This window comes from Rhizobium sp. Rhizsp82 (genome assembly GCF_047325115.1).
In the GTDB taxonomy this organism is placed as follows: Bacteria; Pseudomonadota; Alphaproteobacteria; order Rhizobiales; family Rhizobiaceae; genus Rhizobium.
The window spans coordinates 2,377,562-2,399,382 of record NZ_CP168570.1 but is presented as its reverse complement, the minus strand read 5'-3'; the positions used below and the strand labels follow the sequence as shown (position 1 = coordinate 2,399,382).

At 61.3% G+C, this 21,821-nt stretch carries 27 protein-coding genes; 11 read left to right on the top strand and 16 right to left on the bottom strand.

The genetic code is table 11. The annotated features are described in order from the left end of the window. Window positions 1-106: 106 nt before the first annotated feature. Window positions 107-1,318 (bottom strand): N-acetylmuramoyl-L-alanine amidase, encoded by a 1,212-nt coding sequence (locus ACEN84_RS16735; RefSeq protein ID WP_413709313.1) that lies wholly within the window; start codon window positions 1,316-1,318, stop codon window positions 107-109. A gap of 674 nt (window positions 1,319-1,992) precedes the next feature. On the opposite strand from ACEN84_RS16735, the gene ACEN84_RS16730 reads away from it, so the two are divergent. Continuing rightward, window positions 1,993-4,890, top strand: a complete 2,898-nt coding sequence (locus tag ACEN84_RS16730) for an Rne/Rng family ribonuclease (RefSeq protein WP_413709312.1) — start codon at window positions 1,993-1,995, stop codon at window positions 4,888-4,890. An 89-nt stretch (window positions 4,891-4,979) separates the two neighbouring features. On the opposite strand, the gene ACEN84_RS16725 is transcribed toward ACEN84_RS16730, so the two are convergent. From ACEN84_RS16725 to ACEN84_RS16705, 5 genes are all read right to left on the bottom strand, one after another. Then, window positions 4,980-5,237, bottom strand: a complete 258-nt coding sequence (locus ACEN84_RS16725; protein WP_413709311.1) for a hypothetical protein — start codon at window positions 5,235-5,237, stop codon at window positions 4,980-4,982. A 165-nt stretch (window positions 5,238-5,402) separates the two neighbouring features. Further along, window positions 5,403-6,656 (bottom strand): D-arabinono-1,4-lactone oxidase, encoded by a 1,254-nt coding sequence (locus ACEN84_RS16720; RefSeq protein ID WP_413709310.1) that lies wholly within the window; start codon window positions 6,654-6,656, stop codon window positions 5,403-5,405. A gap of 75 nt (window positions 6,657-6,731) precedes the next feature. Then, entirely contained in the window at window positions 6,732-6,932 is a 201-nt protein-coding gene (locus ACEN84_RS16715; protein WP_413709309.1) for a hypothetical protein, read from the bottom strand. Window positions 6,933-6,961: 29 nt separating this feature from the next. Then, complete coding sequence (locus ACEN84_RS16710) at window positions 6,962-7,369, bottom strand: SRPBCC family protein (protein ID WP_413709308.1); 408 nt, start codon at window positions 7,367-7,369, stop codon at window positions 6,962-6,964. Then, window positions 7,366-7,695, bottom strand: a complete 330-nt coding sequence (locus ACEN84_RS16705) for an ArsR/SmtB family transcription factor (protein WP_413709307.1) — start codon at window positions 7,693-7,695, stop codon at window positions 7,366-7,368. The genes ACEN84_RS16710 and ACEN84_RS16705 overlap by 4 nt, the downstream gene beginning before the upstream one ends. Before the next feature lie 151 nt (window positions 7,696-7,846). Here ACEN84_RS16705 and ACEN84_RS16700 point away from each other — a divergent pair, with 151 nt between their 5' ends. Then, entirely contained in the window at window positions 7,847-8,356 is a 510-nt protein-coding gene (locus tag ACEN84_RS16700; RefSeq protein ID WP_413709306.1) for a ribonuclease H family protein, read from the top strand. A gap of 56 nt (window positions 8,357-8,412) precedes the next feature. On the opposite strand, the gene ACEN84_RS16695 is transcribed toward ACEN84_RS16700, so the two are convergent. After that, window positions 8,413-9,570, bottom strand: a complete 1,158-nt coding sequence (locus ACEN84_RS16695; RefSeq protein ID WP_112720421.1) for an aminotransferase class I/II-fold pyridoxal phosphate-dependent enzyme — start codon at window positions 9,568-9,570, stop codon at window positions 8,413-8,415. Between the two features lie 203 nt (window positions 9,571-9,773). Between ACEN84_RS16695 and ACEN84_RS16690 the strand changes: the two genes are divergently transcribed. The 5 genes from ACEN84_RS16690 to aat all read left to right on the top strand — a co-directional run bounded on the left by ACEN84_RS16690 (window position 9,774) and on the right by aat (window position 13,595). Then, complete coding sequence (locus tag ACEN84_RS16690; RefSeq protein ID WP_130282526.1) at window positions 9,774-10,532, top strand: DsbA family protein; 759 nt, start codon at window positions 9,774-9,776, stop codon at window positions 10,530-10,532. Between the two features lie 145 nt (window positions 10,533-10,677). Further along, entirely contained in the window at window positions 10,678-11,115 is a 438-nt protein-coding gene (gene aroQ / locus ACEN84_RS16685; RefSeq protein WP_112720423.1) for a type II 3-dehydroquinate dehydratase, read from the top strand. A gap of 22 nt (window positions 11,116-11,137) precedes the next feature. Beyond that, window positions 11,138-11,614: an acetyl-CoA carboxylase biotin carboxyl carrier protein gene (accB, locus tag ACEN84_RS16680; protein ID WP_413709305.1), complete on the top strand. Its 477-nt coding sequence runs from the start codon at window positions 11,138-11,140 to the stop codon at window positions 11,612-11,614. A gap of 10 nt (window positions 11,615-11,624) precedes the next feature. Next, window positions 11,625-12,974, top strand: a complete 1,350-nt coding sequence (gene accC / locus ACEN84_RS16675; RefSeq protein WP_130282528.1) for an acetyl-CoA carboxylase biotin carboxylase subunit — start codon at window positions 11,625-11,627, stop codon at window positions 12,972-12,974. A 6-nt stretch (window positions 12,975-12,980) separates the two neighbouring features. Continuing rightward, window positions 12,981-13,595 (top strand): leucyl/phenylalanyl-tRNA--protein transferase, encoded by a 615-nt coding sequence (aat, locus tag ACEN84_RS16670; RefSeq protein WP_203429048.1) that lies wholly within the window; start codon window positions 12,981-12,983, stop codon window positions 13,593-13,595. A 265-nt stretch (window positions 13,596-13,860) separates the two neighbouring features. Here the strand turns inward: aat and ACEN84_RS16665 are convergent, their stop codons facing one another. The 5 genes from ACEN84_RS16665 to gatB all read right to left on the bottom strand — a co-directional run bounded on the left by ACEN84_RS16665 (window position 13,861) and on the right by gatB (window position 17,450). Beyond that, the gene (locus tag ACEN84_RS16665; protein WP_130282532.1) at window positions 13,861-14,298 is read right to left on the bottom strand and encodes a DUF2155 domain-containing protein; all 438 of its coding nucleotides are present in this window, start codon (window positions 14,296-14,298) and stop codon (window positions 13,861-13,863) included. A gap of 118 nt (window positions 14,299-14,416) precedes the next feature. Continuing rightward, complete coding sequence (locus ACEN84_RS16660) at window positions 14,417-14,812, bottom strand: NADH:ubiquinone oxidoreductase subunit NDUFA12 (protein ID WP_112720428.1); 396 nt, start codon at window positions 14,810-14,812, stop codon at window positions 14,417-14,419. A gap of 104 nt (window positions 14,813-14,916) precedes the next feature. Next, the gene (locus ACEN84_RS16655; RefSeq protein WP_413709304.1) at window positions 14,917-15,381 is read right to left on the bottom strand and encodes a GNAT family N-acetyltransferase; all 465 of its coding nucleotides are present in this window, start codon (window positions 15,379-15,381) and stop codon (window positions 14,917-14,919) included. Between the two features lie 7 nt (window positions 15,382-15,388). Then, window positions 15,389-15,895 (bottom strand): GNAT family N-acetyltransferase, encoded by a 507-nt coding sequence (locus tag ACEN84_RS16650; RefSeq protein ID WP_199628713.1) that lies wholly within the window; start codon window positions 15,893-15,895, stop codon window positions 15,389-15,391. A 49-nt stretch (window positions 15,896-15,944) separates the two neighbouring features. Next, complete coding sequence (gene gatB / locus ACEN84_RS16645; RefSeq protein WP_413709303.1) at window positions 15,945-17,450, bottom strand: Asp-tRNA(Asn)/Glu-tRNA(Gln) amidotransferase subunit GatB; 1,506 nt, start codon at window positions 17,448-17,450, stop codon at window positions 15,945-15,947. 135 nt (window positions 17,451-17,585) lie between these two features. Here gatB and ACEN84_RS16640 point away from each other — a divergent pair, with 135 nt between their 5' ends. Beyond that, window positions 17,586-17,891 (top strand): DUF1294 domain-containing protein, encoded by a 306-nt coding sequence (locus tag ACEN84_RS16640; RefSeq protein ID WP_413709302.1) that lies wholly within the window; start codon window positions 17,586-17,588, stop codon window positions 17,889-17,891. Here ACEN84_RS16640 and ACEN84_RS16635 read toward each other — a convergent pair. Further along, window positions 17,888-18,397: a GNAT family N-acetyltransferase gene (locus tag ACEN84_RS16635; protein WP_130282541.1), complete on the bottom strand. Its 510-nt coding sequence runs from the start codon at window positions 18,395-18,397 to the stop codon at window positions 17,888-17,890. The two genes, ACEN84_RS16640 and ACEN84_RS16635, sit on opposite strands and share 4 nt — an antisense overlap. 290 nt (window positions 18,398-18,687) lie before the next feature. Here ACEN84_RS16635 and ACEN84_RS16630 point away from each other — a divergent pair, with 290 nt between their 5' ends. From ACEN84_RS16630 to ACEN84_RS16620, 3 genes are all read left to right on the top strand, one after another. Beyond that, window positions 18,688-18,945 carry a YjhX family toxin gene (locus tag ACEN84_RS16630; protein WP_130282543.1) on the top strand — a complete coding sequence of 86 codons (258 nt, stop codon included), beginning with the start codon at window positions 18,688-18,690 and terminating at the stop codon, window positions 18,943-18,945. 86 nt (window positions 18,946-19,031) lie between these two features. Further along, complete coding sequence (locus ACEN84_RS16625) at window positions 19,032-19,217, top strand: hypothetical protein (protein WP_130282545.1); 186 nt, start codon at window positions 19,032-19,034, stop codon at window positions 19,215-19,217. Then, complete coding sequence (locus ACEN84_RS16620) at window positions 19,207-19,497, top strand: type II toxin-antitoxin system RelE/ParE family toxin (protein ID WP_130282547.1); 291 nt, start codon at window positions 19,207-19,209, stop codon at window positions 19,495-19,497. Before ACEN84_RS16625 ends, ACEN84_RS16620 begins: the two co-directional genes overlap by 11 nt. A 2-nt stretch (window positions 19,498-19,499) precedes the next feature. On the opposite strand, the gene ACEN84_RS16615 is transcribed toward ACEN84_RS16620, so the two are convergent. From ACEN84_RS16615 to gatC, 3 genes are all read right to left on the bottom strand, one after another. Beyond that, window positions 19,500-19,769: a hypothetical protein gene (locus ACEN84_RS16615; protein WP_413711318.1), complete on the bottom strand. Its 270-nt coding sequence runs from the start codon at window positions 19,767-19,769 to the stop codon at window positions 19,500-19,502. Between the two features lie 178 nt (window positions 19,770-19,947). Continuing rightward, the gene (gatA, locus tag ACEN84_RS16610; protein ID WP_413709301.1) at window positions 19,948-21,429 is read right to left on the bottom strand and encodes an Asp-tRNA(Asn)/Glu-tRNA(Gln) amidotransferase subunit GatA; all 1,482 of its coding nucleotides are present in this window, start codon (window positions 21,427-21,429) and stop codon (window positions 19,948-19,950) included. 54 nt (window positions 21,430-21,483) lie between these two features. Then, window positions 21,484-21,771, bottom strand: a complete 288-nt coding sequence (gatC, locus tag ACEN84_RS16605; RefSeq protein ID WP_112389713.1) for an Asp-tRNA(Asn)/Glu-tRNA(Gln) amidotransferase subunit GatC — start codon at window positions 21,769-21,771, stop codon at window positions 21,484-21,486. Window positions 21,772-21,821: the final 50 nt, after the last annotated feature.

Here is a 21,821-nt window from a genome sequence, read left to right as displayed (position 1 = left end):
ACATAGCCGGGAGTAACGGCCTGAATGTGAGCAAAATAGGGCTCCCCTGCCCCATTCCACTGCCATCCTCAGCTTTCGCCCAAACTGTCACATCTTCGCCACGGCATCAGCCGCCATTGGCGGCAACCGACGAATGGTATCGCTTTACGGCATCGGTCAGCAGATCGGCCATCTTCAGCCGCCACTGGTCGTCGAGGAGGAGCTTCTCATCCTCGACATTCGAGAGGAAGCCGAGCTCGAGCAGGATCGAGGGCACGTCGGGTGCGCGCAGGACCTGGAAACCGGCATGCCGGTGCGGATTGTTGATCGTGCCGATCTGATCCTTGAAGGAGCCGAGCACATTCTCGGCAAGCGAGATCGAGAAGGCCTGGGTCTCGCGCCGCGTCAGGTCGAGCAGGATGTCGGCGACCTCAGGCGGCTCGGCAACGGTTTCCTTGCCGGCGATCTGGTCGGAGAGGTTTTCGCGCTCGGCGAGATCGGCGGCGAGCTTGTCGGATGCCTTGTCGGAGATCGTGTAGACGGTGGCGCCCCTGATATCCTTTTGCTTCAGCGTATCGGCATGAAGCGAGATGAACAGACCGGCATGGTGCTGGCGGGCGAGCTGCACGCGCTCGGAAAGCGACAGGAATTCGTCGTTATCGCGGGTGAGGAAGGCCTTGATGCCGGCCTCGCGGTTCAGCCGGTCGGCCAGCGCCTTGGCAAAGGCAAGCGTCACCTGTTTTTCCTCGGTCTTGGTGTCGACGCCGATCGCGCCGGTATCGATACCACCGTGACCGGCATCGACGGCAATGATGAAGTCGCCGGGCTTCGGCGTCTCTCCGGCCGGTATCGCGCTCGTCACCTGCTGGTCGGCCGGATCGCTCCAGGACTGGCCTTTGACGAGGGCCGCGAATTCCTCCTTGGTCGTCATCTCGGCATCGAGCACCAGGCGGTGGCCCTTGCCGTCCTCATCCTTCTGCACCTTGGCGATCGCCAGCTTCACCGGCTTGATCGCCGTCAGCACGATGCGGGCACTGCCCTCGCCCATCGCGCCGTAGCGGATATCCTTGAAGAGACCGCGGGCACCGAGCTGCCTGGCATCGAAGCCGAAGGCGGTCGCCGGCAGGTCGATGACGATGCGCTCGGGATTGGCGATGTAGTGAACGGAGAAAGCCGGTTCGCGGTCGAAATCGACGACGATGCGGGTGCGGGCGTCATCGCCGATGATGCGGGCGCCATAGGCAAGCAGCGGTTCGGGCTTGCCGCCATCGGCAGCCGAAGCAGGTCCCACATGAAGACACAGCGCGGCAGCAACGAGCGCGCCCGCCAAAACATTCATCCGCCTGCCGGATTGCCCTTTAGCGGGCCGCTCCCTCTTAACCAATCGACCGCCACACCCTATCTGTCATTGCATATCGGTCCCGGACGCCCGCCAGCGCCGTCAGGCTCCCCGAGCCTTGTAACACAGCGCATGCCGAATCAGGACCGTTTATCCCCGATTTTCTATGCGTGCCGAAATCCATCAATATTATGGCACATTTGGCTTTTCCCTTGCTATTGTGACAGAGAAACCATACAACGAATTCAGGTTAGAAGTGCTGACGGGATAGAGTCGCCGCGAAGGCTGCCAACCCCACGAGGACCTGGCGCCGCAACCGGCAATCGTCCGCCGTCATATGTGTTTCTAGCCGAGTGAACTGGATTCTGAATTTTCCGGCGTATGCGGAAACTTCATCGGTGGATAGCCACCAAACGCTCTGAGGAGCAAACCCATCGGACCTACGGGTCTTAGTATTGTCGATCTCGCTTGGTCATAATGGTGTCGCAGCAGGTTTTATCCAAAGTCTACAGGCCCCGGGAGAATATCTTCCCCGCTGTTGCCTGGCTGCTGCCTACCCTCCCGAACCAATCGCGACTTTCATTATCCGGCGCAACCGCTCATAACCGTTCCCTGCCTGTCCTAGACACCGGCGGGAATGCGCGTATCGGGCTGCGCCGAGGAGCACAGCTTACATGGCAGACAAAATGCTTATCGACGCGTCTCACGAGGAAGAGACGCGCGTCGTTGTCGTTCGCGGGAACCGCATAGAAGAATTTGACTTCGAGTCGCAGCACAAGAAGCAAATCCGCGGCAACATCTATCTTGCTAAGGTAACGAGGGTTGAGCCCTCGCTGCAGGCCGCTTTCGTCGACTACGGCGGCAACCGGCACGGCTTCCTGGCCTTTGCCGAAATCCATCCCGATTACTACCAGATCCCGCTTGCCGACCGTCAGGCCTTGCTGCGCGCCGAGGCCGAAGAGCATCGCCGCGACGACGACGTCGAGCATGTCGAGACCGCGCCGATGAACGATCCGGCGAACCAGGAGCAGCCCGATATCGGCATCGTCGCCAAGGACGAGCCTGCCGAGGAAGTCGCAGCCGAGGCTCCGACCGAGGCAGAAGCTCCGGTTGCCGAAGAAGCCGCTCCGGCCAAGAAGAAGGCCGCGGCCAAGCCGCGCCGCAGCCGCAAGAAGGCTGTCGAAACCACCGCGACCGAAGACGCCGTTCCGACCGATGTCGAAGCACCGGTTGCTTCCGTCGACAGCGACGACGATTCGAACGGCGGATCGATGGCTGCAATGGTCGAAAGCGACTCGATCTCGGAAGAAGTCGATTCCCGCCGCCGCGGCCACGACGACGATGACGACGACGATCACGACCATGAAGAAGAAGTGATTGAATCCGTCGGCGCCGAAGACGCGATGGAAGAAGTGCCGGATCGTGCAGCCCGCCGTCCGCGCAAGCAGTACCGCATCCAGGAAGTCATCAAGCGCCGCCAGATCCTGCTCGTGCAGGTCGCCAAGGAAGAGCGCGGCAACAAGGGCGCGGCTCTCACCACTTATCTGTCGCTCGCAGGCCGTTACTCGGTTCTGATGCCGAACACGGCGCGTGGCGGCGGCATTTCGCGCAAGATCACCAACCCGCAGGACCGCAAGCGGCTGAAGGAAATCGCCCGCATGCTGGAAGTGCCGCAGGGCATGGGCGTGATCCTTCGTACCGCCGGTGCAAACCGCACCAAGGTCGAGGTCAAGCGCGACTTCGAATATCTGATGCGCCTGTGGGAGAACGTCCGCACGCTGACGCTGGCCTCGACGGCTCCTTGCCTGGTTTACGAAGAGGGATCGCTGATCAAGCGCTCGATCCGCGACCTCTACAACAAGGATATCGGCGAGATCATCGTTGCCGGCGAAGAAGGCTATCGTGAAGCGAAAGACTTCATGAAGATGCTGATGCCGAGCCACGCCAAGGTGGTTCAGCCTTACCGCGACATTCACCCGATCTTCTCGCGCTCCGGCATCGAGGCACAGCTCGACCGCATGCTGCAGCCGCAGGTGACGCTGAAGTCCGGCGGCTACCTGATCATGAACCAGACGGAAGCGCTGGTTTCGATCGACGTCAACTCCGGCCGTTCGACGCGCGAGCATTCGATCGAAGACACGGCGCTGCAGACGAACCTCGAAGCCGCCGACGAAGTGGCGCGCCAGCTTCGCCTTCGCGACCTTGCCGGCCTGATCGTCATCGACTTCATCGACATGGAAGAAAAGCGCAACAACCGCGCCGTCGAGAAGCGTCTGAAGGAATGCCTGAAGAACGACCGCGCCCGCATCCAGGTCGGCCGCATCTCGCATTTCGGCCTTCTGGAAATGTCGCGCCAGCGCATCCGCGCTTCGGTTTTGGAATCGACGACGCAGGTCTGCTCGCATTGCGGCGGCACCGGCCACGTCCGTTCGCAGTCCTCCGTTGCCCTGCACGTCCTGCGCGGCATCGAGGAATATCTGCTCAAGAACACGACGCACGATATCACCGTGCGCACGACGCCTGACATCGCGCTCTACCTGCTCAACCACAAGCGCCAGTCGATCGTCGATTACGAAACCCGCTTCGGCGTGGCGATCGTCATCGGTGCCGACAACAGCATCGGTTCGCAGCATTTCGCGATCGATCGTGGCGAGCCGGTCGAGAACCCGGTCAAGATCGAAACGCTCTTCAACTTCGCGGCCATCCCCGACGATGACGACGACGATGTCGTGATCGAGATGGACGAGGAAGAAGACGAAGAGCTGGAAGAAAAGGCAGCTAGCGCCGAGCGCCCTGCCCAGCAGCGTTCGGAAAGCGACAGCGAAGGCGGTAACCGCAAGCGCAAGCGCCGCCGCCGCCGCCGTGGTGGCCGTGGTGGCAATGGCGACCAGGCTTCGGGCCTCGAAGCCTCCGCTGAAGACGGTGCCGACGAAGCAGAAGGCGATGAGGACGAGGCAGAAGGCGATGAAGCCGCTGCAACCGAAGCCCGCGCCGAAGGCGATAGCGACAACGAGCAGCGCCGCAAGCGCCGCCGCCGTGGCAAGCGTGGTGGACGCCGCAACCGTGACGAAAACGGCGAACTGAGCGCCGATGCCGCCGACGGTGAAGGTGAAGGCGACGCCGAGTCGGAAGCTGAAGCCGGCGAGACCGTCGCGGTCGAAACCCAGGCCGAAGTGATCGAAGCCTTTGCAACTGATGCAGCCGAGGGCGAAAGCGCCATGGCAGCCGTCGAAACCGGTGCCTTCGTCACCGAAGAGGTCAAGCCTGCCAAGGGCCGCGGCCGTGGCCGCCGCAAGGCAGCTGCATCGCCTGTCGAAGAGCCTGTTGTCGCCGAAGAAGCGCCTGCAGCCGCTGCAGAGCCGGAAGCCGAGACTGTCGAAGCATCCGCCGACCTCGCCGCTCCTGCTGCTGAAGCCGCTGCGGCCGAAGAGGCAAAGCCGGTCCGCGCCAACCGCGAATCGAACATCTCCTCGTCTGCACCGACCGTGAAGTCGACCCGCGAGGCTGCCGAGGCCGAAGGCGACGGCAAGCCGAAGAAGGCCGGCTGGTGGCAGCGCCGCGGCTTCTTCTAAGAAGCCTGACGGTTCAAAACAAAAATCCGGCCGTGGAGACGCGGCCGGATTTTTTTATGGCTCAAGGATTGATTGGGATCGGCGAAGGCTCAGACTTCGACATGGATCGCCAGAACGGCGGTCGCGGCGTGGTCGCGGACGTTATAGCGCAATTCGCCCTCGACCTTGACGAGGACGTAGGACTTGCGGCCTTCCTTCAGCTTGGCATCGATGTGATCGGTATCGAAGGGGCTGACCAACGTCACCATGTGCGCACGGTCGGTTTCGAGGCTTCCGAGCTTCTGCAAAGAGGTCAGTATCTTGACCCAGTCGCGGTCGTCCGGAAGGTATATGATAAAGCGGTTCACTGCCTGCTCCTGAACAAGAAGCAGACGTCATATCACCCTCCAGCGTGACCTGAGCGTGACACCACCGGCAGTTATCAAAGGCATCGGAAGAGCCCGCTTTCCTGCTACCGGAAAGACATTTTCATGAGTAAAGCCGGAAGTACGGATGTAGCGCCATGCCGATTTTCAGGCCTTGCCGGCGCCGAAGACGACCGCGTCGAGCCAGGGATTCGAGAACTTGCGTTCCGGGTCCATCCTGTTGCGAAGATTGACGAAATCGTCAAACTTCTCATAGCGCGCACCGATGCCGCGCTCGTTGAAGACCTTGCCCCAATGCGGCAGCGCGTCGAAAGGCTGGAGCGCCTCCTCGATATGACGAACCGCCTCGTTGACGGCATCCTGATCCCGCTGCCAGGTGAAGTGCATCGATAGCGTATCGCGCTGATATTGAGGGCTGAGCCAGAGCGTATCGGCTGCGACGGTACGGAACTCGCCGGCCTGGATCAGCGGCGCGAAACGCTCGCGAATCTTCAGCAAGGCCTGGATTGCGGCTGCGCCATGCTGCCGGGGCACGTGGAATTCCGACTGTATCTCCGCGCCGCTGCTCGGGGTGAAGCCCATCTTGAAATGCGGCAGCCGGTCGGACCAGCGTCCGTAACGGCCGAGTTGCTCCGTCGAGTTGCCGGCATCGAGCCCGATGATCGGGTGACGGTTTACCGTAGCGCGCACCGCGCCATGGAGCTCTGCCGGCCAGTCAGCGTCGGAAGCCGTCCGTTTCAGCCAGATCGCCCCCGCCTTCTCCGCCCATTGCGTGAAGACGCTGACGCTGTAGCCGCCTGCCATGATCTGATCGAGATTGGCAAGCAGCTGATCCCAGGCGAGATCTTCATAGACGCTTTGCGCGATTTTGAATTCCGGCCGGATATCGAGGCTCACCCTCGTCACGATGCCGAGCGCGCCGAGATGGACGGCCATGCCGTCGAAACCGGGCTCGCCGCGCCTGACCTTGACGAGGCTGCCGTCAGCGGCGACGAATTCCAGAGCCGATACCGCGGTTGCCAGATTGCCGTTGCCGTCGCCCGATCCATGGGTGGCCGTGGCGATCGCGCCGGCAATCGAGATATGCGGCAGCGAGGCGAGATTGTGGATCGCCAGCCGCTGACCGTGGAGAAACTGGGCAAGATCGCCATAGGTCCAGTGTCCGCCGACGCTGACCTCCGTGCCGTTGCTCTCGACCACTGGATTGGCAGGCATATCCGTCAGCCGGATCGCGGTGCTGCCATCGGCAATACCGTTGAAGGAGTGGCCGGAGCCGACTGCCTTCAGCGATCCCGATTGCGCGACGATGCTGCAAAGCTCATCCACCGAGGTGGGGCTGAGGCATTCCCTGAAGCTGTAGTGATAGCTCTCCGCCCAATTGGCTGCCGGAACCTGACGCACGCTACTAACCCTCCCGAATCCATTTGTCGCCTCGACGTTAGCCGAAACGCGCCGGATTGAAGAGGCCGCTTGCCGTCAATTCCGTCCTGCCAGATAAGGCAGGGCGAAGAGATAGAGGCCGCTGAAAAGCAGCAGGAACAGCGGCAGAAGCGGTGAATAGACGACCCATGCCGGTGGCGTGCCGAAGGCCATGGTTGCAAAATTGGCGGCGACGGTCACCGTGAAGATAATCGAGATCCAGCGGTGCGTCTGCCGGATAAATCTGCTGAAAGCCAATGTTTCCTCCCTGAAGATATGGTCGAAACTCAAGCGCGCGCCAGCAGCTGCTCGAGGTTCTCGAAGAATTTGTGCCAGCCTGCGCGTGCGCCCATGAAGGCCTGCTGCTGGTCGGGTCGGAATCCGGATTGCTCCATGCGCAGATGCGTGCCCTTCGCCGTCGGCGTCAGGGTCCACGTCACGACGCTTTCGAGGCCATGAGCGTCCCAGCTGTAGGAGAGCGTCCTGTTCGGTTCGACTTCGCGGACCGCGCAATCGACCGAGCCCCAGTCGCCGCTGAACTTGAAGCGGTGGTCGACCACCGGCTTGAAATCGTTCCGCATCAGCCAATCCTGCAAGAGATGCGGCTGCGTCAGCGCGCGCCATATCTTTTCCGGCGGAAAGGCGATCTCCCGCTCGACGACCACGGTGCGCCGTTCATGGGTTGCGTCGCTCATTGGTCCATCCTCTTCAAAAGCTCTTCGAGATCATCGAACCGGCTCTCCCAGAAGCCGGCCATCTTCGTCGTCCAATCCGCCAGCGGCGCCAGCGCCTCGATGCGGGCACTGTAATGCGTCTGGCGTCCCTCATGCCGGTCGCGCACCAGGCCAGCCTGCTTGAGGGCGGCGAGATGCTTCGAGACGACCGGTTGCGAGACCCCTGCTCCTGACGTCAGCACGCCGACCGTCTTCTCGCCCTCCAGGCACAGACGCTCGAAAAGCGCGCGGCGGGTCGGATCGGCGAGCGACCGGAAAAGCAGGTCCTGGGTGCTTTGTGTTTCCAATTCATACCTCATTGGCTATGGGTTTATTCATAGCCATACGGGTATGGAATAGTCAAGGGGCTTGTGAACGGGCTCCGCTCGAACGCAGACAGGCCTTCACCTTGCCGCTACCCTACGGGCAACGATTCCAGTAGAGGGCCCCTCCACCAGCATGACCGAGATCCCAGACGCGCCGGACATGCGCCGCGGCCTCCACCTGTTCACCGATGGCTCCTTCGATCCGAAGTCCGGCCACGGCGGCTGGGCATTCGCTGCCTATCGCGACGGCGCCGAAATCGCATCGGCATCCGGTAGAGTCGGTAAGGCCGAGAATAACGGTATGGAGCTGCGGGCAATCCTGGAAGCGGCGCGGTGGGTCGATGCAAACGCATCCGGCGAGACTGCAGTCATCTGGACGGACTCGGCCTATGCCATAAAGGGCTGCACGCTCTGGAGGCCGATCTGGCGGAACAACGGCTGGAAGAAGATCGGCGCCAACGCCAATCTCCGAAACCGGGCGATCGCCAACAAGGATATCTGGCAGGCGATCGACGGCGCGCTATCGCGCAACGCCGCTTTGTCCGTCGCCTGGTGCAAGGGCCATGCCGGCATCGGCGGCAATGAGCGGGCCGATGAGCTGGCGGAGCGCGGGCGCCTGTCGCTTCGCCCGCTCACAAATTGATTCAAGCGCCTGCGGAATTGATTCAGGAAACCGGCGCAAGCGCAGGAAAACAGACCCTATTTCAGCCAGCCGGCCATGCGCTCGATGGCCTCAGCGATCTCCGATTCGGATCCCGCATAGGACATCCGCATCGTCCTGTTGCCCTCCAGCGGATCGAAGTCGAGACCCGGCGTGGCCGCGACATTGATCTCCGCCAGCATGCGCTTGGCAAAGGCCATGCTGTCATTGCTGAAGCGTGTGACGTCGACATAGGCGTAGAAGGCGCCGTCCATCGGCGATGCCACCGGCAGACCGATTTCGGGTAAGCGCCGAAGCAGGAAATCGCGGTTTGCGGCATAGCTCGCCTTGTAGACGTCGAGCTCGGCAGCAGCGCCAAGCGCTGCCGTGGCGGCGATCTGCGAGAGCTCCGGCGGCGAGATGTAGAGGCTCTGGGCGACGCGCTCGATCGGCCGGACAAGCCGCTCCGGCAGCACCATCCAGCCGATCCGCCAGCCGGTCATGCAATAGTACTTCGAGAAGGAATTGATGACGATCGCCTCATCGGTCAGCTCCAGCGCGCTGGTCTCCTCGCCGGCGAATGTCAGGCCGTGATAGATTTCGTCGGAGATGAAGGCGATCGAATTGGCGGCGCAATAGTCCGCAAGCGCCTTCAGCGCCGCCCTGCCCGTCACGGTTCCGGTCGGGTTTGCCGGGCTTGCGAGCAGGATGCCCTTCAGCTTCACGCCATTCTCGCGCTGTGCGGCTTCCAGGCTTTCCGGCGTCAGCGTGAAATGCGTCTCAGCCGTCACGGCAACTTCGATCACCTTCAGTCCGAGGGCGCCGAGGATGTTGCGATAGGCCGGATAGCCGGGCCGAGCGATCGCCACGGCGTCACCGGCATCGAAGAGCGACAGGAAAGCGAGATTGAAACCGGCAGACGAGCCCGTGGTGATGGCGATCCGCGCCGGATCGATCTCCAAACCATGACGGTCGCGGTAGTGCCAGGCGAGCGCATGTTTCAGCCGCGCTGTCCCCAGCGCATCGGTATAGCCGATCTTGCCTTCCGCAAGTGCCGCGCGGGCTGCCTCGAGCGCTGCCTGCGGGGCCGGATGCGAGGGCTGGCCGACCGCCATGGAGATGACCGGGTGGCCGGCGGCGCGCCGTTTGGTCGCCTCGGCCAGAACATCCATGGCGTGGAAAGGCTCGACTTCGCTGCGCTTCGATACGGAAAACAAGGTCTGATAACTCCGGATATTCAATTGCGGCCAGACAATTGCCGCATTATCAGGTTCATCACAATCCCGCGATTGCGCGGCGATCCAGAAAAATCCTGTTTGATGGCCGGGCCGCACACCGTAATTTGATGCTTCGCATTCAAGCCCATTAACCGGGCGATGTTATGAAGCGGCATCGCATTCGATCAGCCGACGAGGACACAATGGCTCTCTTTCCGAAAACCTTCACCGCCCTTGCGCTCGCTGCCAGCTTTGCCATGCCGCTTCCAGCGCTTGCACTCGACGATGCGCAGAAGAAAGAATTCGGCGAGTTCATCAAGGAATACCTGATCCAGAACCCCGAGATCATGCTCGACGTTCAGGACGCCCTGCAGAAGAAGCAGGAAGAAGCACGCCTCGTCAAAGCCAACCAGGTGATCAGCGAGAACAGCAAGAGCATCTTCGACGCCAAGGACGATATCTCGATCGGCAATCCGAAGGGCGACGTCACCATCGTCGAGTTCTTCGACTATAATTGCGGCTACTGCCGCCACGCGCTCTCCGACATGCAGACGATGCTGAAGAAGGACAAGAATGTCCGCTTCGTGCTGAAGGAATTCCCGATCCTCGGACCGGAATCGGTTGCCGCCCACAAGGTTTCGGACGCTTTCCGCAAGCTGGCGCCGGAGAAATACGAGCAGTTCCACCTGGCGCTGCTCGGCGGCGAAGGCCGTGCGGATGAAGACAGCGCCATGGAAGTCGCCTCCTCGCTCGGCGTCAACGAAAAGCAGATCCGCGACGAAATGGCGAAGAGCCCGGATACCGGCTCGGTGCAGAACGCCTATGACCTGGCGCAGAAACTCGGCATTTCAGGCACGCCGTCCTATGTGATCGGCAACGAGTTGGTGCAGGGCGCAGTTGGCTTCGACGACCTGGAAGCCAAGGTCAAGAACATGCGGACCTGCGGCAAGACGAGCTGCTGAGGCTCTCGCCCATCAAATCGCCAAAATCCAAGCGTTTCAGCCATGTGGACAAATATGGCACGATTCGGGATGCCTATCCCAAAGGGCTTTCATTAAGGCCATGGGGAGTCTATAGGTTGCCCTCGTGCATTCAATGGAACACTCGATGACGCAAACGATTTTCGTCCTGAACGGGCCAAACCTGAACATGCTGGGCAAAAGAGAACCCGGCATCTACGGTGGCAAGACGCTTCAGGACATCGAGGCGGATTGCCGGGCTGCGGGCAAGGAACTCGGTTTCGAGATCGACTTCCGCCAGAGCAACCATGAAGGCACGCTGATCGACTGGTTCCATGAAGCCAACGACAAGGCGGCAGGCGTTGCCATCAATGCCGGCGCCTACACGCATACATCCATTGCACTGCATGATGCGATCAAGGCTATTTCCATTCCGGTGATCGAGCTCCATATCTCGAACGTGCATGCACGCGAAGAATTCAGGCACAAGTCGATGATTGCCCCTGCCTGCAAGGGTGTAATCGCCGGCTTCGGCCCCCACAGCTACATTCTGGCGCTCCAGGCGCTGAAGAACCTCACGGCATAAGAAGAAGACAGGGCAAACACTCATGGCTGAAAAGAAATCCGGTATCGACCAGGCACTGATCCGTGACCTCGCGAACATCCTCAACGACACGGACCTGACGGAAATCGAAGTCGAGCAGGACGATCTGCGCATCCGCGTTTCGCGCGGCGGCAACATGCAGTACGTCCAGGCGCCGATGGCCCCGGCATACGCTGCTGCTCCGGCAGCTGCAGCACCCGCCGCTGCGGCGGCACCGGCCGCAGCAGCCGCTCCGGCGCGCAACCCGGCCAACACCGTCAGCGCTCCGATGGTCGGCACCGCCTATATGGCACCGGCTCCGGGCGCGCGCGCCTTCATCGAAGTCGGCTCGACCGTCAAGGAAGGCCAGACGCTGCTCATCATCGAAGCGATGAAGACCATGAACCAGATCCCGTCGCCGAAGTCGGGCAAGGTCACGGAAATCCTCGTCGAGGACGGAAGCCCCGTCGAATACGGCCAGGCCCTGGTCGTCATCGAATAAGGCGGGCGTCATGGTCTCCAAAATCCTCATTGCAAACCGCGGTGAAATTGCGCTGCGCGTCTTGCGTGCCTGCAAAGAGCTCGGCATTCCCTGCGTCGTGGTTCACTCCACGGCAGATGCCGACGCCATGCATGTGCGCCTCGCCGACGAGAGCGTCTGCATCGGCCCGCCGCCTTCGCGTGACAGCTATCTGAACATTCATCAGATCGTTGCCGCCTGCGAAATCACCGGCGCCGACGCGGTTCACCCGGGCTACGGCTTCCTCTCCGAGAACGCCAAGTTTGCGGAAATCCTCGAAGCCCACGGCATCACCTTCATCGGCCCGACGGCGGAGCATATCCGCATCATGGGCGACAAGATCACCGCCAAGACGACGGCGCAGGAACTCGGCATCCCCGTTGTTCCGGGCTCCGACGGCGAAGTGAAGACCGAAGAAGATGCGCTGAAGACGGCGGCCGAAATCGGCTATCCGGTTCTGATCAAGGCAACCGCCGGCGGCGGCGGACGCGGCATGAAGGTTGCCAAGTCCGAAGCCGACCTGATCGAGGCATGGTCGACGGCCCGTACCGAAGCGGCTGCCGCTTTCGGCAACGAAGCCGTTTACATGGAAAAGTATCTCGGCAAGCCGCGCCACATCGAAGTTCAGGTATTCGGTGACGGCGAAGGCAATGCGATCCATCTCGGCGAACGCGACTGCTCGCTGCAGCGCCGCCACCAGAAGGTCTGGGAAGAAGCCAATTCCCCTGCCCTCAACGTCGAGCAGCGCATGAAGATCGGCCAGGTCTGCGCCGACGCCATGAAGAAGCTGAAGTATCGCGGCGCCGGCACGATCGAGTTCCTCTACGAGAACGGCGAGTTCTATTTCATCGAAATGAACACCCGTCTTCAGGTCGAGCATCCGGTCACCGAAGCGATCACCGGTATCGACCTTGTGCACGAACAGATCCGCGTTGCCTCCGGCGGCGGTCTCTCGGTCACGCAGGACCAGATCACATTCGAAGGCCATGCCATCGAATGCCGCATCAATGCCGAGGACGCGCGCACCTTCGTGCCCTCGCCCGGCACGATCACGCATTTCCATGCGCCCGGCGGTCTCGGCGTGCGCATCGATAGCGGCGCGTATCAGGGCTACAAGATCCCGCCCTATTACGACAGCCTCATCGGCAAGCTCATCGTGCACGGCCGCACCCGCGTCGAATGCATGATGCGTTTGCGCCGCGCGCTGGACGAATTCGTCGTCGATGGCATCAAGACCACGCTGCCGCTGTTCCAGGACCTGGTTTCCAACCAGGACATCGCGAATGGCGACTACGACATTCACTGGCTGGAGCAATATCTGGCCAGCACCAAACCGGCCTGATCCGGAATGGCAGGGTCGCGCAGGAAGTCCCCAGGTATTACCCCGGAGATCCTCCTGCGCGCCTACTCCATCGGCCTCTTCCCGATGGCCGAATCGGCTGACGATCCGGAAATCTTCTGGGTCGAGCCGGAGCTTCGCGGGGTGATCCCGCTCGACGACTTCCACATTTCGAAAAGCCTGGCGAAGACCATTCGCCGAAAGCCGTTCGACATCCGCTTCAACTCGGATTTCGACGCGGTGATCTCGGCCTGCGCCGAGGAGACATCAGGGCGGCCGAGCACCTGGATCAACGGTACCATCCGGCAACTCTATTCAACGCTCCATCGCATCGGTCACGCGCATTCGGTCGAGGCCTGGGACGGCGACGAGCTGGTCGGCGGCCTCTATGGCGTTTCGCTGGGAGCGGCGTTCTTCGGCGAGAGCATGTTCTCGCGACGCACCGATGCCTCGAAGATCTGCCTCGTGCATCTGGTCGAGCGGCTTCGGGAGAAGGAATTCAAGCTGCTCGATACGCAGTTTACTACCGAACACCTGAAGACGTTCGGGGCGATTGATGTTCCGAAGGAAGAGTATGCCGTGATGCTTGATGCGGCGATGGATTCGCCTCATCTGCAGTTTTAGGGGTAGAGCGCCCGCCCTCCTCCTTCGAGGCCCTTTGGGCACCTCAGGATGAGGGCTCTCTTGGGTCGTTGCGCTTATCGTGTGGTTGCGGTCGGTGCGCCCGCCCTCGCCCTTCGAGGGTCGCTTTGCTCGGACCTCAGGGTGAGGGCTTCTCTATCTCGAATGCAGCTTCCCACACGACGGCATATACTCCGCCCTCATCCTGAGGTGCCCGAAGGGCCTCGAAGGAGGAGGGTCGGCCGCAACAGCCAAACCAATCAGAAATTTATTTGGCCTTTGCCGCGCCATCCGGCGCCGGCACGTCGGACTGCGCCTTGCAGTCCTTCAGCCAGACGTCATAGATCGGATGCTCGACGGCATTCAAACCGGGGCTGTCGGCAAACATCCAGCCAGTGAAGATGCGGCGGATCTTGCGGTCGAGGGTGATCTCGTCGACTTCGACGAAACCGTCGATCTTCTGCGCTTCCGACTGGTCGCGCGAATAGCAGGCCTTCGGCGTGACCTGCAGGGCGCCGAACTGGACGGTCTCGTTGACATAGACGTCGAAGGTGGTGATGCGGCCGGTGATCTTGTCGAGGCCAGAGAAGACGGCGACAGGATTTTCGATGCGCGCGGCGGAGGCCGCCTGCGGCAGGAAAGAGGAGCCAAGCGCCAGGGCGATCCCGGCGGCACGCAGGACATGGTTCCGCGTGAAAAGCTGCATATCTACCCGTCTCCACCGCATCTCAAGATAATGGCCGCAGCTTCTGCGGCCAATCTGCGGGTAAAGGTCAATTGTGGCCAAAAGCGGGGCCGGATGGCCCGCTTCGCGGTCGAGAAACTCAGTTGCCCGGCGTCCAGGCGTCGTAGTCGCCGGTGACGCGCGGACGCTCGCCGGTTGCGGCCAACGAACCCGGCGGACGGTAAGCCTGCGGTGAACCGGTCGGGTTGGCGCGATGCGCCTTTTCCCATTCCTTGGCCGCGTAGTTTTCCTTGGACGGCGGGGTATCGGTGCGGTGGTGCATCCAGCCGTGCCAGCCCGGAGGAATGGCGGAGGCTTCGGCATAGCCGCTATAGATCACCCAACGCTTCGGCAGACCGTAGGAAGACAGGCCGCCTTCGTAATAGACATTGCCAAGCTCATCTTCGCCAACACGCTTGAAGCCGCGAAGCGCAAACAGTGTTCCCAGCGTGTAGTGGTTCCACCAGGTGAAAATGTGCAGCAGGAAGTTCTTCATGTCTGTTCCTTGTGCTTGAGGGAGGTCAAGCGGGACTGGAATTCGTTCACTCGCTTATGCCGCCGGAAGACCCGATTGTCCAGTGATTCCAGATCGGCACGGGCTCATTTCAGGGCCATCTTGAAGCCGAGATGCGACGGCTCAAAGCCCAGGCGCTCGTAGAAGCGGTGTGCATCCTTGCGCTTGCCATTGGAGATCAGCTGAACGCGGGAGAAACCGCGGCTTTTTGCCTCTGCGATGCAGAACTCGATCATCTGCCTGCCGATGCCCTGCCCGCGCAAATCATCGCGCGTCTGCACCGCTTCGATGATCATGAAGGAGGCGCCGCGGCCGGTCAGCGTCGTCGCTATCGAGGTCTGAAACGTGCCGGCAACTTCGCCGGACAGTTCGGCAACATAGAGCGTCTGATCCGGTGATGCGGCAATCGCGGAGAAGGCCCGCAAATAGTCGGGAAAGGCAGCCTCGTCAGCCGTATCGCCATGGCCGCCGATATCGTCGGCGGCAAACAGCGCGATCAAGGCGGCAAGGTCGGCTTCCCGGGCTTCACGGATAATGAGCTGGCCGGTCATGAGGCTCTCAATGGGTGGGGAGATGCTTTTCGAGCACGAGCGTGGCGATGCCCGACTGGCCGGGGCCGACATTCTCGTTGCGGCCGACTTCGGCGAAGCCGAGCCTGGTGTAGAAGCTGATCGCTTCGGCGTTCTTCGGCTCCACCTCGAGGCGCATGATCTCGGCATCGGGGAAGCAGGTTTCGAGCTCGGCGAACATGTCGCGGCCGATGCCCTGACGCTGCAGCGCCGGACGAACATAGAGAAGATGCAGCACTGCGGTCTTCGCCATGTCCGTGGACATCACGGCATAGCCGACGCCGCCGATATCCTTGCCGCTATCGGCAACGACGAATTCGGCGTTCTTCTTCGCCAGCCGCTCTTTCAGGGCTGCCGGAGAAAACAGATGGGCGATGAGTTCGTTGACCTTCGGCTCGCCATAAAAGCGATCGTAGGCGGCATGAAAGCTCTCGACCAGGAGAGTGCGGACCTTTTCCAGATCACGCTCACCGGCGGTGCGGACGAAATAGACCATTGTCGCTTTCCTGTGGCGGGCGGCAGCGCTGTGCTGCCGCCCGCCGAGGTTATTCCTCGACGATGCCGAGCTTGGCCTTGACCAGCGCCTGGACGGCCTGCGGATTGGCCTTGCCACCGGTTGCCTTCATGACCTGACCGACGAACCAGCCGGCGAGTGTCGGCTTGGCGAGAACCTTGGCGACCTGATCCGGGTTGGCGGCGATGATCTCGTCGACGGCCTTTTCGATGGCGCCGGTGTCGGTCACCTGCTTCATGCCGCGGCTTTCGACGATTTCGGCCGGATCGCCGCCCTCATTGAGAATGATCTCGAAGACGTCCTTGGCGATCTTGCCGGAAATGGTCTCGGCCTTGATCAGGTCGATGATACCGCCGAGCTGGGCCGGGGAAACCGGAGTCGATTCAATGTCTTTGCCGAGTTTGTTCAAGGCGCCGAGCAGGTCGTTGATGACCCAGTTGGCAGCCATCTTGCCATCGCGACCAGCGGCAACGGCTTCGAAATAATCGGCAATCGCCTTTTCCGAAACGAGAACCGAGGCGTCGTAGATCGACAGGCCGAGTTCGCGCACGAAGCGCTCCTTCTTGTCGTCCGGGAGTTCCGGCAGATCGGCTTCGAGCGCCTTGATGAAGGCGTCGTCGAATTCGAGCGGCAGCAGGTCCGGATCGGGGAAGTAGCGATAGTCGTGCGCATCTTCCTTGGAGCGCATGGAGCGCGTCTCGCCCTTGTTCGGATCGAAAAGGCGGGTTTCCTGATCGATCGAACCGCCGTCTTCGAGGATGCCGATCTGGCGGCGTGCCTCGTATTCGATCGCCTGGCCGATGAAGCGGATGGAGTTGACGTTCTTGATTTCGCAGCGCGTGCCGAAGCCTTCACCGGGGCGGCGCACGGAGACGTTGACGTCGGCGCGCATCGAGCCTTCGTCCATGTTGCCGTCGCAGGTGCCGAGGTAGCGAACGATCGAGCGCAGCTTCGTCATGTAGGCCTTGGCCTCATCGGACGAGCGCATGTCGGGCTTCGAGACGATCTCCATCAGGGCGACGCCCGAGCGGTTCAGGTCGACATAGGACATGGTCGCATGTTGGTCGTGCAGCGACTTACCGGCGTCCTGTTCCAGGTGAAGGCGTTCGATGCCGATCTCGATATCCTCGAACTGGCCCTGGCGATCCGGACCGAGCGAGATGACGATCTGGCCCTCGCCGACGATCGGATCCTTGAACTGCGAGATCTGATAGCCCTGCGGCAGGTCGGGATAGAAATAGTTCTTGCGGTCGAAGAGCGAGCGCTTGTTGATCTGCGCCTTCAGGCCGAGACCGGTGCGTACCGCCTGCTTGACGCATTCCTCGTTGATGACGGGCAGCATGCCGGGCATGGCCGCATCGACGAGCGAGACGTTGGAATTCTGCGGCTTGCCGAATTCGGTCGAAGCGCCGGAGAAGAGCTTCGAATTCGACAGCACCTGTGCATGGACTTCCATGCCGATGATGACTTCCCAATCGCCGGTGGCGCCGGGAATGAAGCGTTTCGGATCAGGCGTGCGAACGTCGACAAGGGTCATTTGATGCTCTTTGGAAGGCTGTTCTTTTCATCTGGTGAGGTAAAGGAAATGGCTTGCGGGTGCAAGGCTTTCGGCGCGCTTGAGCTATCGGCTCCCGTTTTCGGACTGTTAACAGCGGCGCGCTAGCATTGATCTATGATCGCCTCCCATCCGCTTCAACTCGCCATCCTGCTTCTCGGCTACAATTTCTTCGTCTTCGCCACCTATTTCATCGACAAGCGCGCCGCGCGGCTGGGACATCGGCGCGTCAGCGAGCGGACCTTGCTGACGCTGGCATTGTTCGCCGGCAGCCCGGGCGCCATCACCGCACAGCGTCTGCTGCGTCACAAGACGCAGAAGGAGCCGTTCCGCACGCTTCTCGTGGGAATCGCCGCACTTCATGTCGCGCTGATTGGCGGCGCTGTTGCGTTTTTCACCGCATGCCGATTGGGGCTCGTCTAGAAATCCGGCCCATAGGTGCCGTCACCGGCGCTTTCCAGTGGCTTGGTCAGGCCGACCGAGGGGACGTCGCGGTCGAGCTTCGGATTATAGACGATCGACAGCCAGTGGATGGAATAGCCATGCTTCTGGAAGAAATTGATCGCCTCGTTGTTTCCCGAATGCGTCTGCATGCCGGCGCTGGAAAAGCCCTGATCGGCGATATCCGCCTCGATCTGCGAAAGCAGCGCGGCGCCGACGCCCTGACGGGTGAAGGCAGGATCGATCCAGAAATCCGAGATCGTCTCGTCGAATTTTTCCCGCGCGCCCCAGCCGACAATCTGGCCGTTGAGCTCGGCAACGGTGATCGTCAGCCAGCTGTTATGGGTGAAGTTCGAAAAGGCACTGCGCGCGGCATCGAGCAGCGCGTCCGTCTCGCCCATGGCCGCCATCGCCTTTTGCCAGGCTCTGAGGCCGATCTCACTCAAAAGGTCCGCCTCGCCCTCGCGGGCATTGCGAATGTGGATCATGGAACCCCCGTTCAATGATCAAAGTAGAACACCGAATCGCCAGCTTTTCCATCGGTTTGCGCGGCTTGCGCACCGTTTTTGCAGGCCCGTGGCGAATCCGGCGCGCTTGACGGCAACCTGTGCGTGGGTTAGGCAAACCTTATGTTGAATTCGTCTGAGACCCGCTAAGGGCCCTGCCCGCAAATCTCTTTGCGCGCATGGGCCAGAAAAAAACGAAGCCCCGCCGTTCGCCTTGAACGACGGATCGTTTTTCTTGCGCTTTCGAGCGCTGCGACCGGATCAACACAACAATGGACATTTCACGCGCCGAACAGCGCATCCTGCACCTGCTCGCCCAGGGCGGCAGGATCGAACTCACCCGCGGCGAAAACCGCACGATCGAAAAGCTGCAACTCTTCACGAGAGAAGGCTGGGTCTTCTCCGGCCTCGACATCCTCACCTTCCGCAAGCTCAAGCAGAAACGGGCGATCCGCTCACAGGGCGGCAAGCCCTACCGGATCACCGAGCGGGGGTTGGTGCTGGTGCGGGCGGAGCAGGATAATAGGTGACGATTGTGGGTCAGCTCGCTGATGAGCTGGCCCACCTCTAAATCGACAGGGTTGGCGCAAAACCTTCTTCGCGCTATCTTAGTGTTATGAGCGATCTGCGAGACACCATCCCTGTCGAAGACCTGACCGAAGTGCAGCCCACTGCGGCTGCCGACGCGGGCTATGATGCGTGGAAGGAAAAGAAGATCCGAGCCGCACTGAAGCAGGCGGATGATCGCTCCTCAATGGTCCCGGCAAAAAAGGTCTGGGAGCGTTTCGGGTTTGAACGTTAGTTTCACGCCACAGGCCATCGCCGACCTCAGCGAAATTCATAGCTATATCAGGGAATTCGACCCGAGTGCCGCCGATAGGATTCTCTCGCGCATCCGGCAAGTCATCGAGATATTCGAGAATTTCCCTCTGCTCGGCCGGGAGGGCAGCATCAACGGCACGCGAGAATTCGCAATTTCCGGACTGCCCTATACGATCGTCTATCGCATCATCTCGGCCGTCGATCTCGATATCCTGACCATTGTCCACCAACGCAAGCTTTATCCGCCACAGCGGGATTGAAGTCAGGCCGATAGCTCAGCCTTCATCGCCACCCATTCCTCAGCGAGCGTCCCAGCTCCACGAGAGCGTCCAGCGCGGCGGTACCAATAATCGGCGTTCCAGTCGTCGCCTTCGATGCGGTGGCAAAGGGCGTGGCCCCAGTCGAAGGGGCGCTGCCCTTCGTGCGCCTGGCAGATACTGTGAACGGCGGTCCATTCCGCGCCCATGACGAAACCGGCGGCCGCGAGGCTGTCGAGGGACGCTATCAGATTTTCAAGATCAGTTTTGGACATTGCCCCTCCCAGCGTTGCCAATTCCAGATGCATGTCGAGGTTCACCTTTTCAAGGTCTATTCCGAGGCTCGCGCCGGCATCGGAAAACTCCACCTCTCCCTCGACACTCCGGCAGTAGAATTGACTTCGCCGACCACGATGTGGTCGGCGAGTGTCATTTTCCGAATTGTCAGTCCGCCTACCACCACTTGGCAGGCGAGAACTTGCCGGCGGCCTGTTCGATGACATGCGCGGTCTTGAAGAGGGTTTCCTCGTCGAAGGGCTTGCCGATCAGCTGGAGACCGAGCGGCAGGCCTTTGTGGTCGAGACCGGCGGGAACGGCGATGCCCGGGAGACCGGCCATGTTGACGGTCACCGTGAAGATGTCGTTCAGGTACATGGCAACAGGATCGGCAGCCAGATTTTCGTCAGCGACGCCAAAGGCCGAGGATGGCGTGGCGGGCGTCAGGATGGCATCGACACCGGCATCGAAAGCGATTTCGAAGTCGCGCTTGATCAGCGTGCGGACCTTCTGGGCCTTGATGTAGTAGGCGTCGTAGTAACCGGCCGACAGGACGTAGGTGCCGATCATGATGCGGCGCTTGACTTCCTTGCCGAAGCCCGCGGCGCGGGTCTTCTCGTACATGTCGGCAATGTCCTTGCCGTCGACGCGCAGGCCGTAGCGGACGCCGTCGTAGCGGGCGAGGTTCGAGGACGCTTCGGCGGGAGCGACGATGTAATAGGCCGGAAGGGCGTATTTCGTGTGCGGCAGCGAGATGTTGACGATCTCGGCACCGGCATCCTTCAGCCAGGCAATGCCCTGCTGCCAGAGAGTTTCGATCTCTTCCGGCATGCCATCGACGCGGTATTCGTTCGGGATGCCGATCTTCATGCCCTTCAGCGACTTGCCGAGTGCGGCTTCATAATCCGGAACGGGCAGATCGACCGAAGTCGTGTCCTTGGCATCGACAGAAGCCATCGACTTCAGGAGGATTGCGGCATCGCGCACGTCGCGGGCGATCGGGCCTGCCTGGTCGAGCGAGGATGCGAAGGCGACGGTGCCCCAGCGCGAGCAGCGGCCATAGGTTGGCTTGATGCCGACGGTGCCAGTGAAGGCTGCGGGCTGGCGGATCGAACCGCCGGTATCGGTCGCAGTGGCGCCGGCGCAGAGATGGGCTGCAACGGCAGCGGCCGAACCGCCCGAGGAGCCACCCGGAACGAGCTGCTGGTTGGAGCCGGACGCGCGCCAGGGGTTGATCACCGCACCGTAATGCGAGGTCTCGTTCGACGAGCCCATGGCGAATTCGTCCATGTTCAGCTTGCCGAGCATGACGGCGCCATCGTCCCAGAGGTTCTGGGTGACGGTCGATTCGTAACGCGGCTCGAAGCCGTCGAGGATGTGGCTGCAGGCCTGGGTGTGGACGCCGACGGTGGCGAACAGATCCTTGATGCCGAGCGGAATGCCTTCGAGATCACCAGCCTTGCCGGCAGCGATACGCTCATCCGACTTCTTGGCCATGACGCGGGCGAGATCGGGGGTGGTCTTGATATAGGCGTTCAGCTGGCCATTGGCCGCGTCGATCGCCGAGATATAGGCTTCGGTCAGTTCGGTCGCGGTGATCTCTTTGCCGCGCAGCTTCTCGCGGGCTTCGGCAATGGTCAGGCTGGTGAGTTCGCTCATGGTCTCTACTCGGATATCTCTGTTGGTAACGGGTGTCGGAAAAAGCGGCAGCGCTTATTCGACGACTTTCGGCACCAGGAAGAAATTGTGGTCGGTGACGGGGGCGTTGGCGACGACGTCGTCGGCCTTGTTGCCGTCGGTCACCTGGTCGGTCCGCTTCTTCATCGCCATCGGAGTAACGGAGGTCATGGCCTCTACGCCTTCGACATTGACTTCGGAGAGCTGCTCGACGAAGCCGAGAATGCCATTGAGCTCGCCCACCATGCGATTTGCCTCGTCTTCGGAGACGGCAATACGGGCAAGGCGCGCGACGCGCTTAACGGTGGCAAGATCGACGGACATGGCATACTCCGAAAGGGAAATTTCCCACTCGCTATAAAGACCATGTCCGC

What these genes read in the sequence shown, in the direction of transcription:
- ACEN84_RS16640 (WP_413709302.1), top strand. Translation starts at nt 17,586, where the DNA reads ATGATCGCCTCCCATCCGCTTCAACTCGCCATCCTGCTTCTCGGCTAC.
- ACEN84_RS16710 (WP_413709308.1), bottom strand. Translation starts at nt 7,369, where the DNA reads ATGAGCGACGCAACCCATGAACGGCGCACCGTGGTCGTCGAGCGGGAG.
- ACEN84_RS16625 (WP_130282545.1), top strand. Translation starts at nt 19,032, where the DNA reads ATGAGCGATCTGCGAGACACCATCCCTGTCGAAGACCTGACCGAAGTG.
- ACEN84_RS16730 (WP_413709312.1), top strand. Translation starts at nt 1,993, where the DNA reads ATGGCAGACAAAATGCTTATCGACGCGTCTCACGAGGAAGAGACGCGC.
- ACEN84_RS16735 (WP_413709313.1), bottom strand. Translation starts at nt 1,318, where the DNA reads ATGAATGTTTTGGCGGGCGCGCTCGTTGCTGCCGCGCTGTGTCTTCAT.
- ACEN84_RS16635 (WP_130282541.1), bottom strand. Translation starts at nt 18,397, where the DNA reads ATGATCCACATTCGCAATGCCCGCGAGGGCGAGGCGGACCTTTTGAGT.
- ACEN84_RS16700 (WP_413709306.1), top strand. Translation starts at nt 7,847, where the DNA reads ATGACCGAGATCCCAGACGCGCCGGACATGCGCCGCGGCCTCCACCTG.
- ACEN84_RS16660 (WP_112720428.1), bottom strand. Translation starts at nt 14,812, where the DNA reads ATGAAGAACTTCCTGCTGCACATTTTCACCTGGTGGAACCACTACACG.
- ACEN84_RS16665 (WP_130282532.1), bottom strand. Translation starts at nt 14,298, where the DNA reads ATGCAGCTTTTCACGCGGAACCATGTCCTGCGTGCCGCCGGGATCGCC.
- ACEN84_RS16615 (WP_413711318.1), bottom strand. Translation starts at nt 19,769, where the DNA reads ATGTCCAAAACTGATCTTGAAAATCTGATAGCGTCCCTCGACAGCCTC.
- accB (WP_413709305.1), top strand. Translation starts at nt 11,138, where the DNA reads ATGGCTGAAAAGAAATCCGGTATCGACCAGGCACTGATCCGTGACCTC.
- ACEN84_RS16650 (WP_199628713.1), bottom strand. Translation starts at nt 15,895, where the DNA reads ATGGTCTATTTCGTCCGCACCGCCGGTGAGCGTGATCTGGAAAAGGTC.
- ACEN84_RS16655 (WP_413709304.1), bottom strand. Translation starts at nt 15,381, where the DNA reads ATGACCGGCCAGCTCATTATCCGTGAAGCCCGGGAAGCCGACCTTGCC.
- accC (WP_130282528.1), top strand. Translation starts at nt 11,625, where the DNA reads ATGGTCTCCAAAATCCTCATTGCAAACCGCGGTGAAATTGCGCTGCGC.
- gatC (WP_112389713.1), bottom strand. Translation starts at nt 21,771, where the DNA reads ATGTCCGTCGATCTTGCCACCGTTAAGCGCGTCGCGCGCCTTGCCCGT.
- aat (WP_203429048.1), top strand. Translation starts at nt 12,981, where the DNA reads ATGGCAGGGTCGCGCAGGAAGTCCCCAGGTATTACCCCGGAGATCCTC.
- gatA (WP_413709301.1), bottom strand. Translation starts at nt 21,429, where the DNA reads ATGAGCGAACTCACCAGCCTGACCATTGCCGAAGCCCGCGAGAAGCTG.
- ACEN84_RS16630 (WP_130282543.1), top strand. Translation starts at nt 18,688, where the DNA reads ATGGACATTTCACGCGCCGAACAGCGCATCCTGCACCTGCTCGCCCAG.
- ACEN84_RS16690 (WP_130282526.1), top strand. Translation starts at nt 9,774, where the DNA reads ATGGCTCTCTTTCCGAAAACCTTCACCGCCCTTGCGCTCGCTGCCAGC.
- gatB (WP_413709303.1), bottom strand. Translation starts at nt 17,450, where the DNA reads ATGACCCTTGTCGACGTTCGCACGCCTGATCCGAAACGCTTCATTCCC.
- aroQ (WP_112720423.1), top strand. Translation starts at nt 10,678, where the DNA reads ATGACGCAAACGATTTTCGTCCTGAACGGGCCAAACCTGAACATGCTG.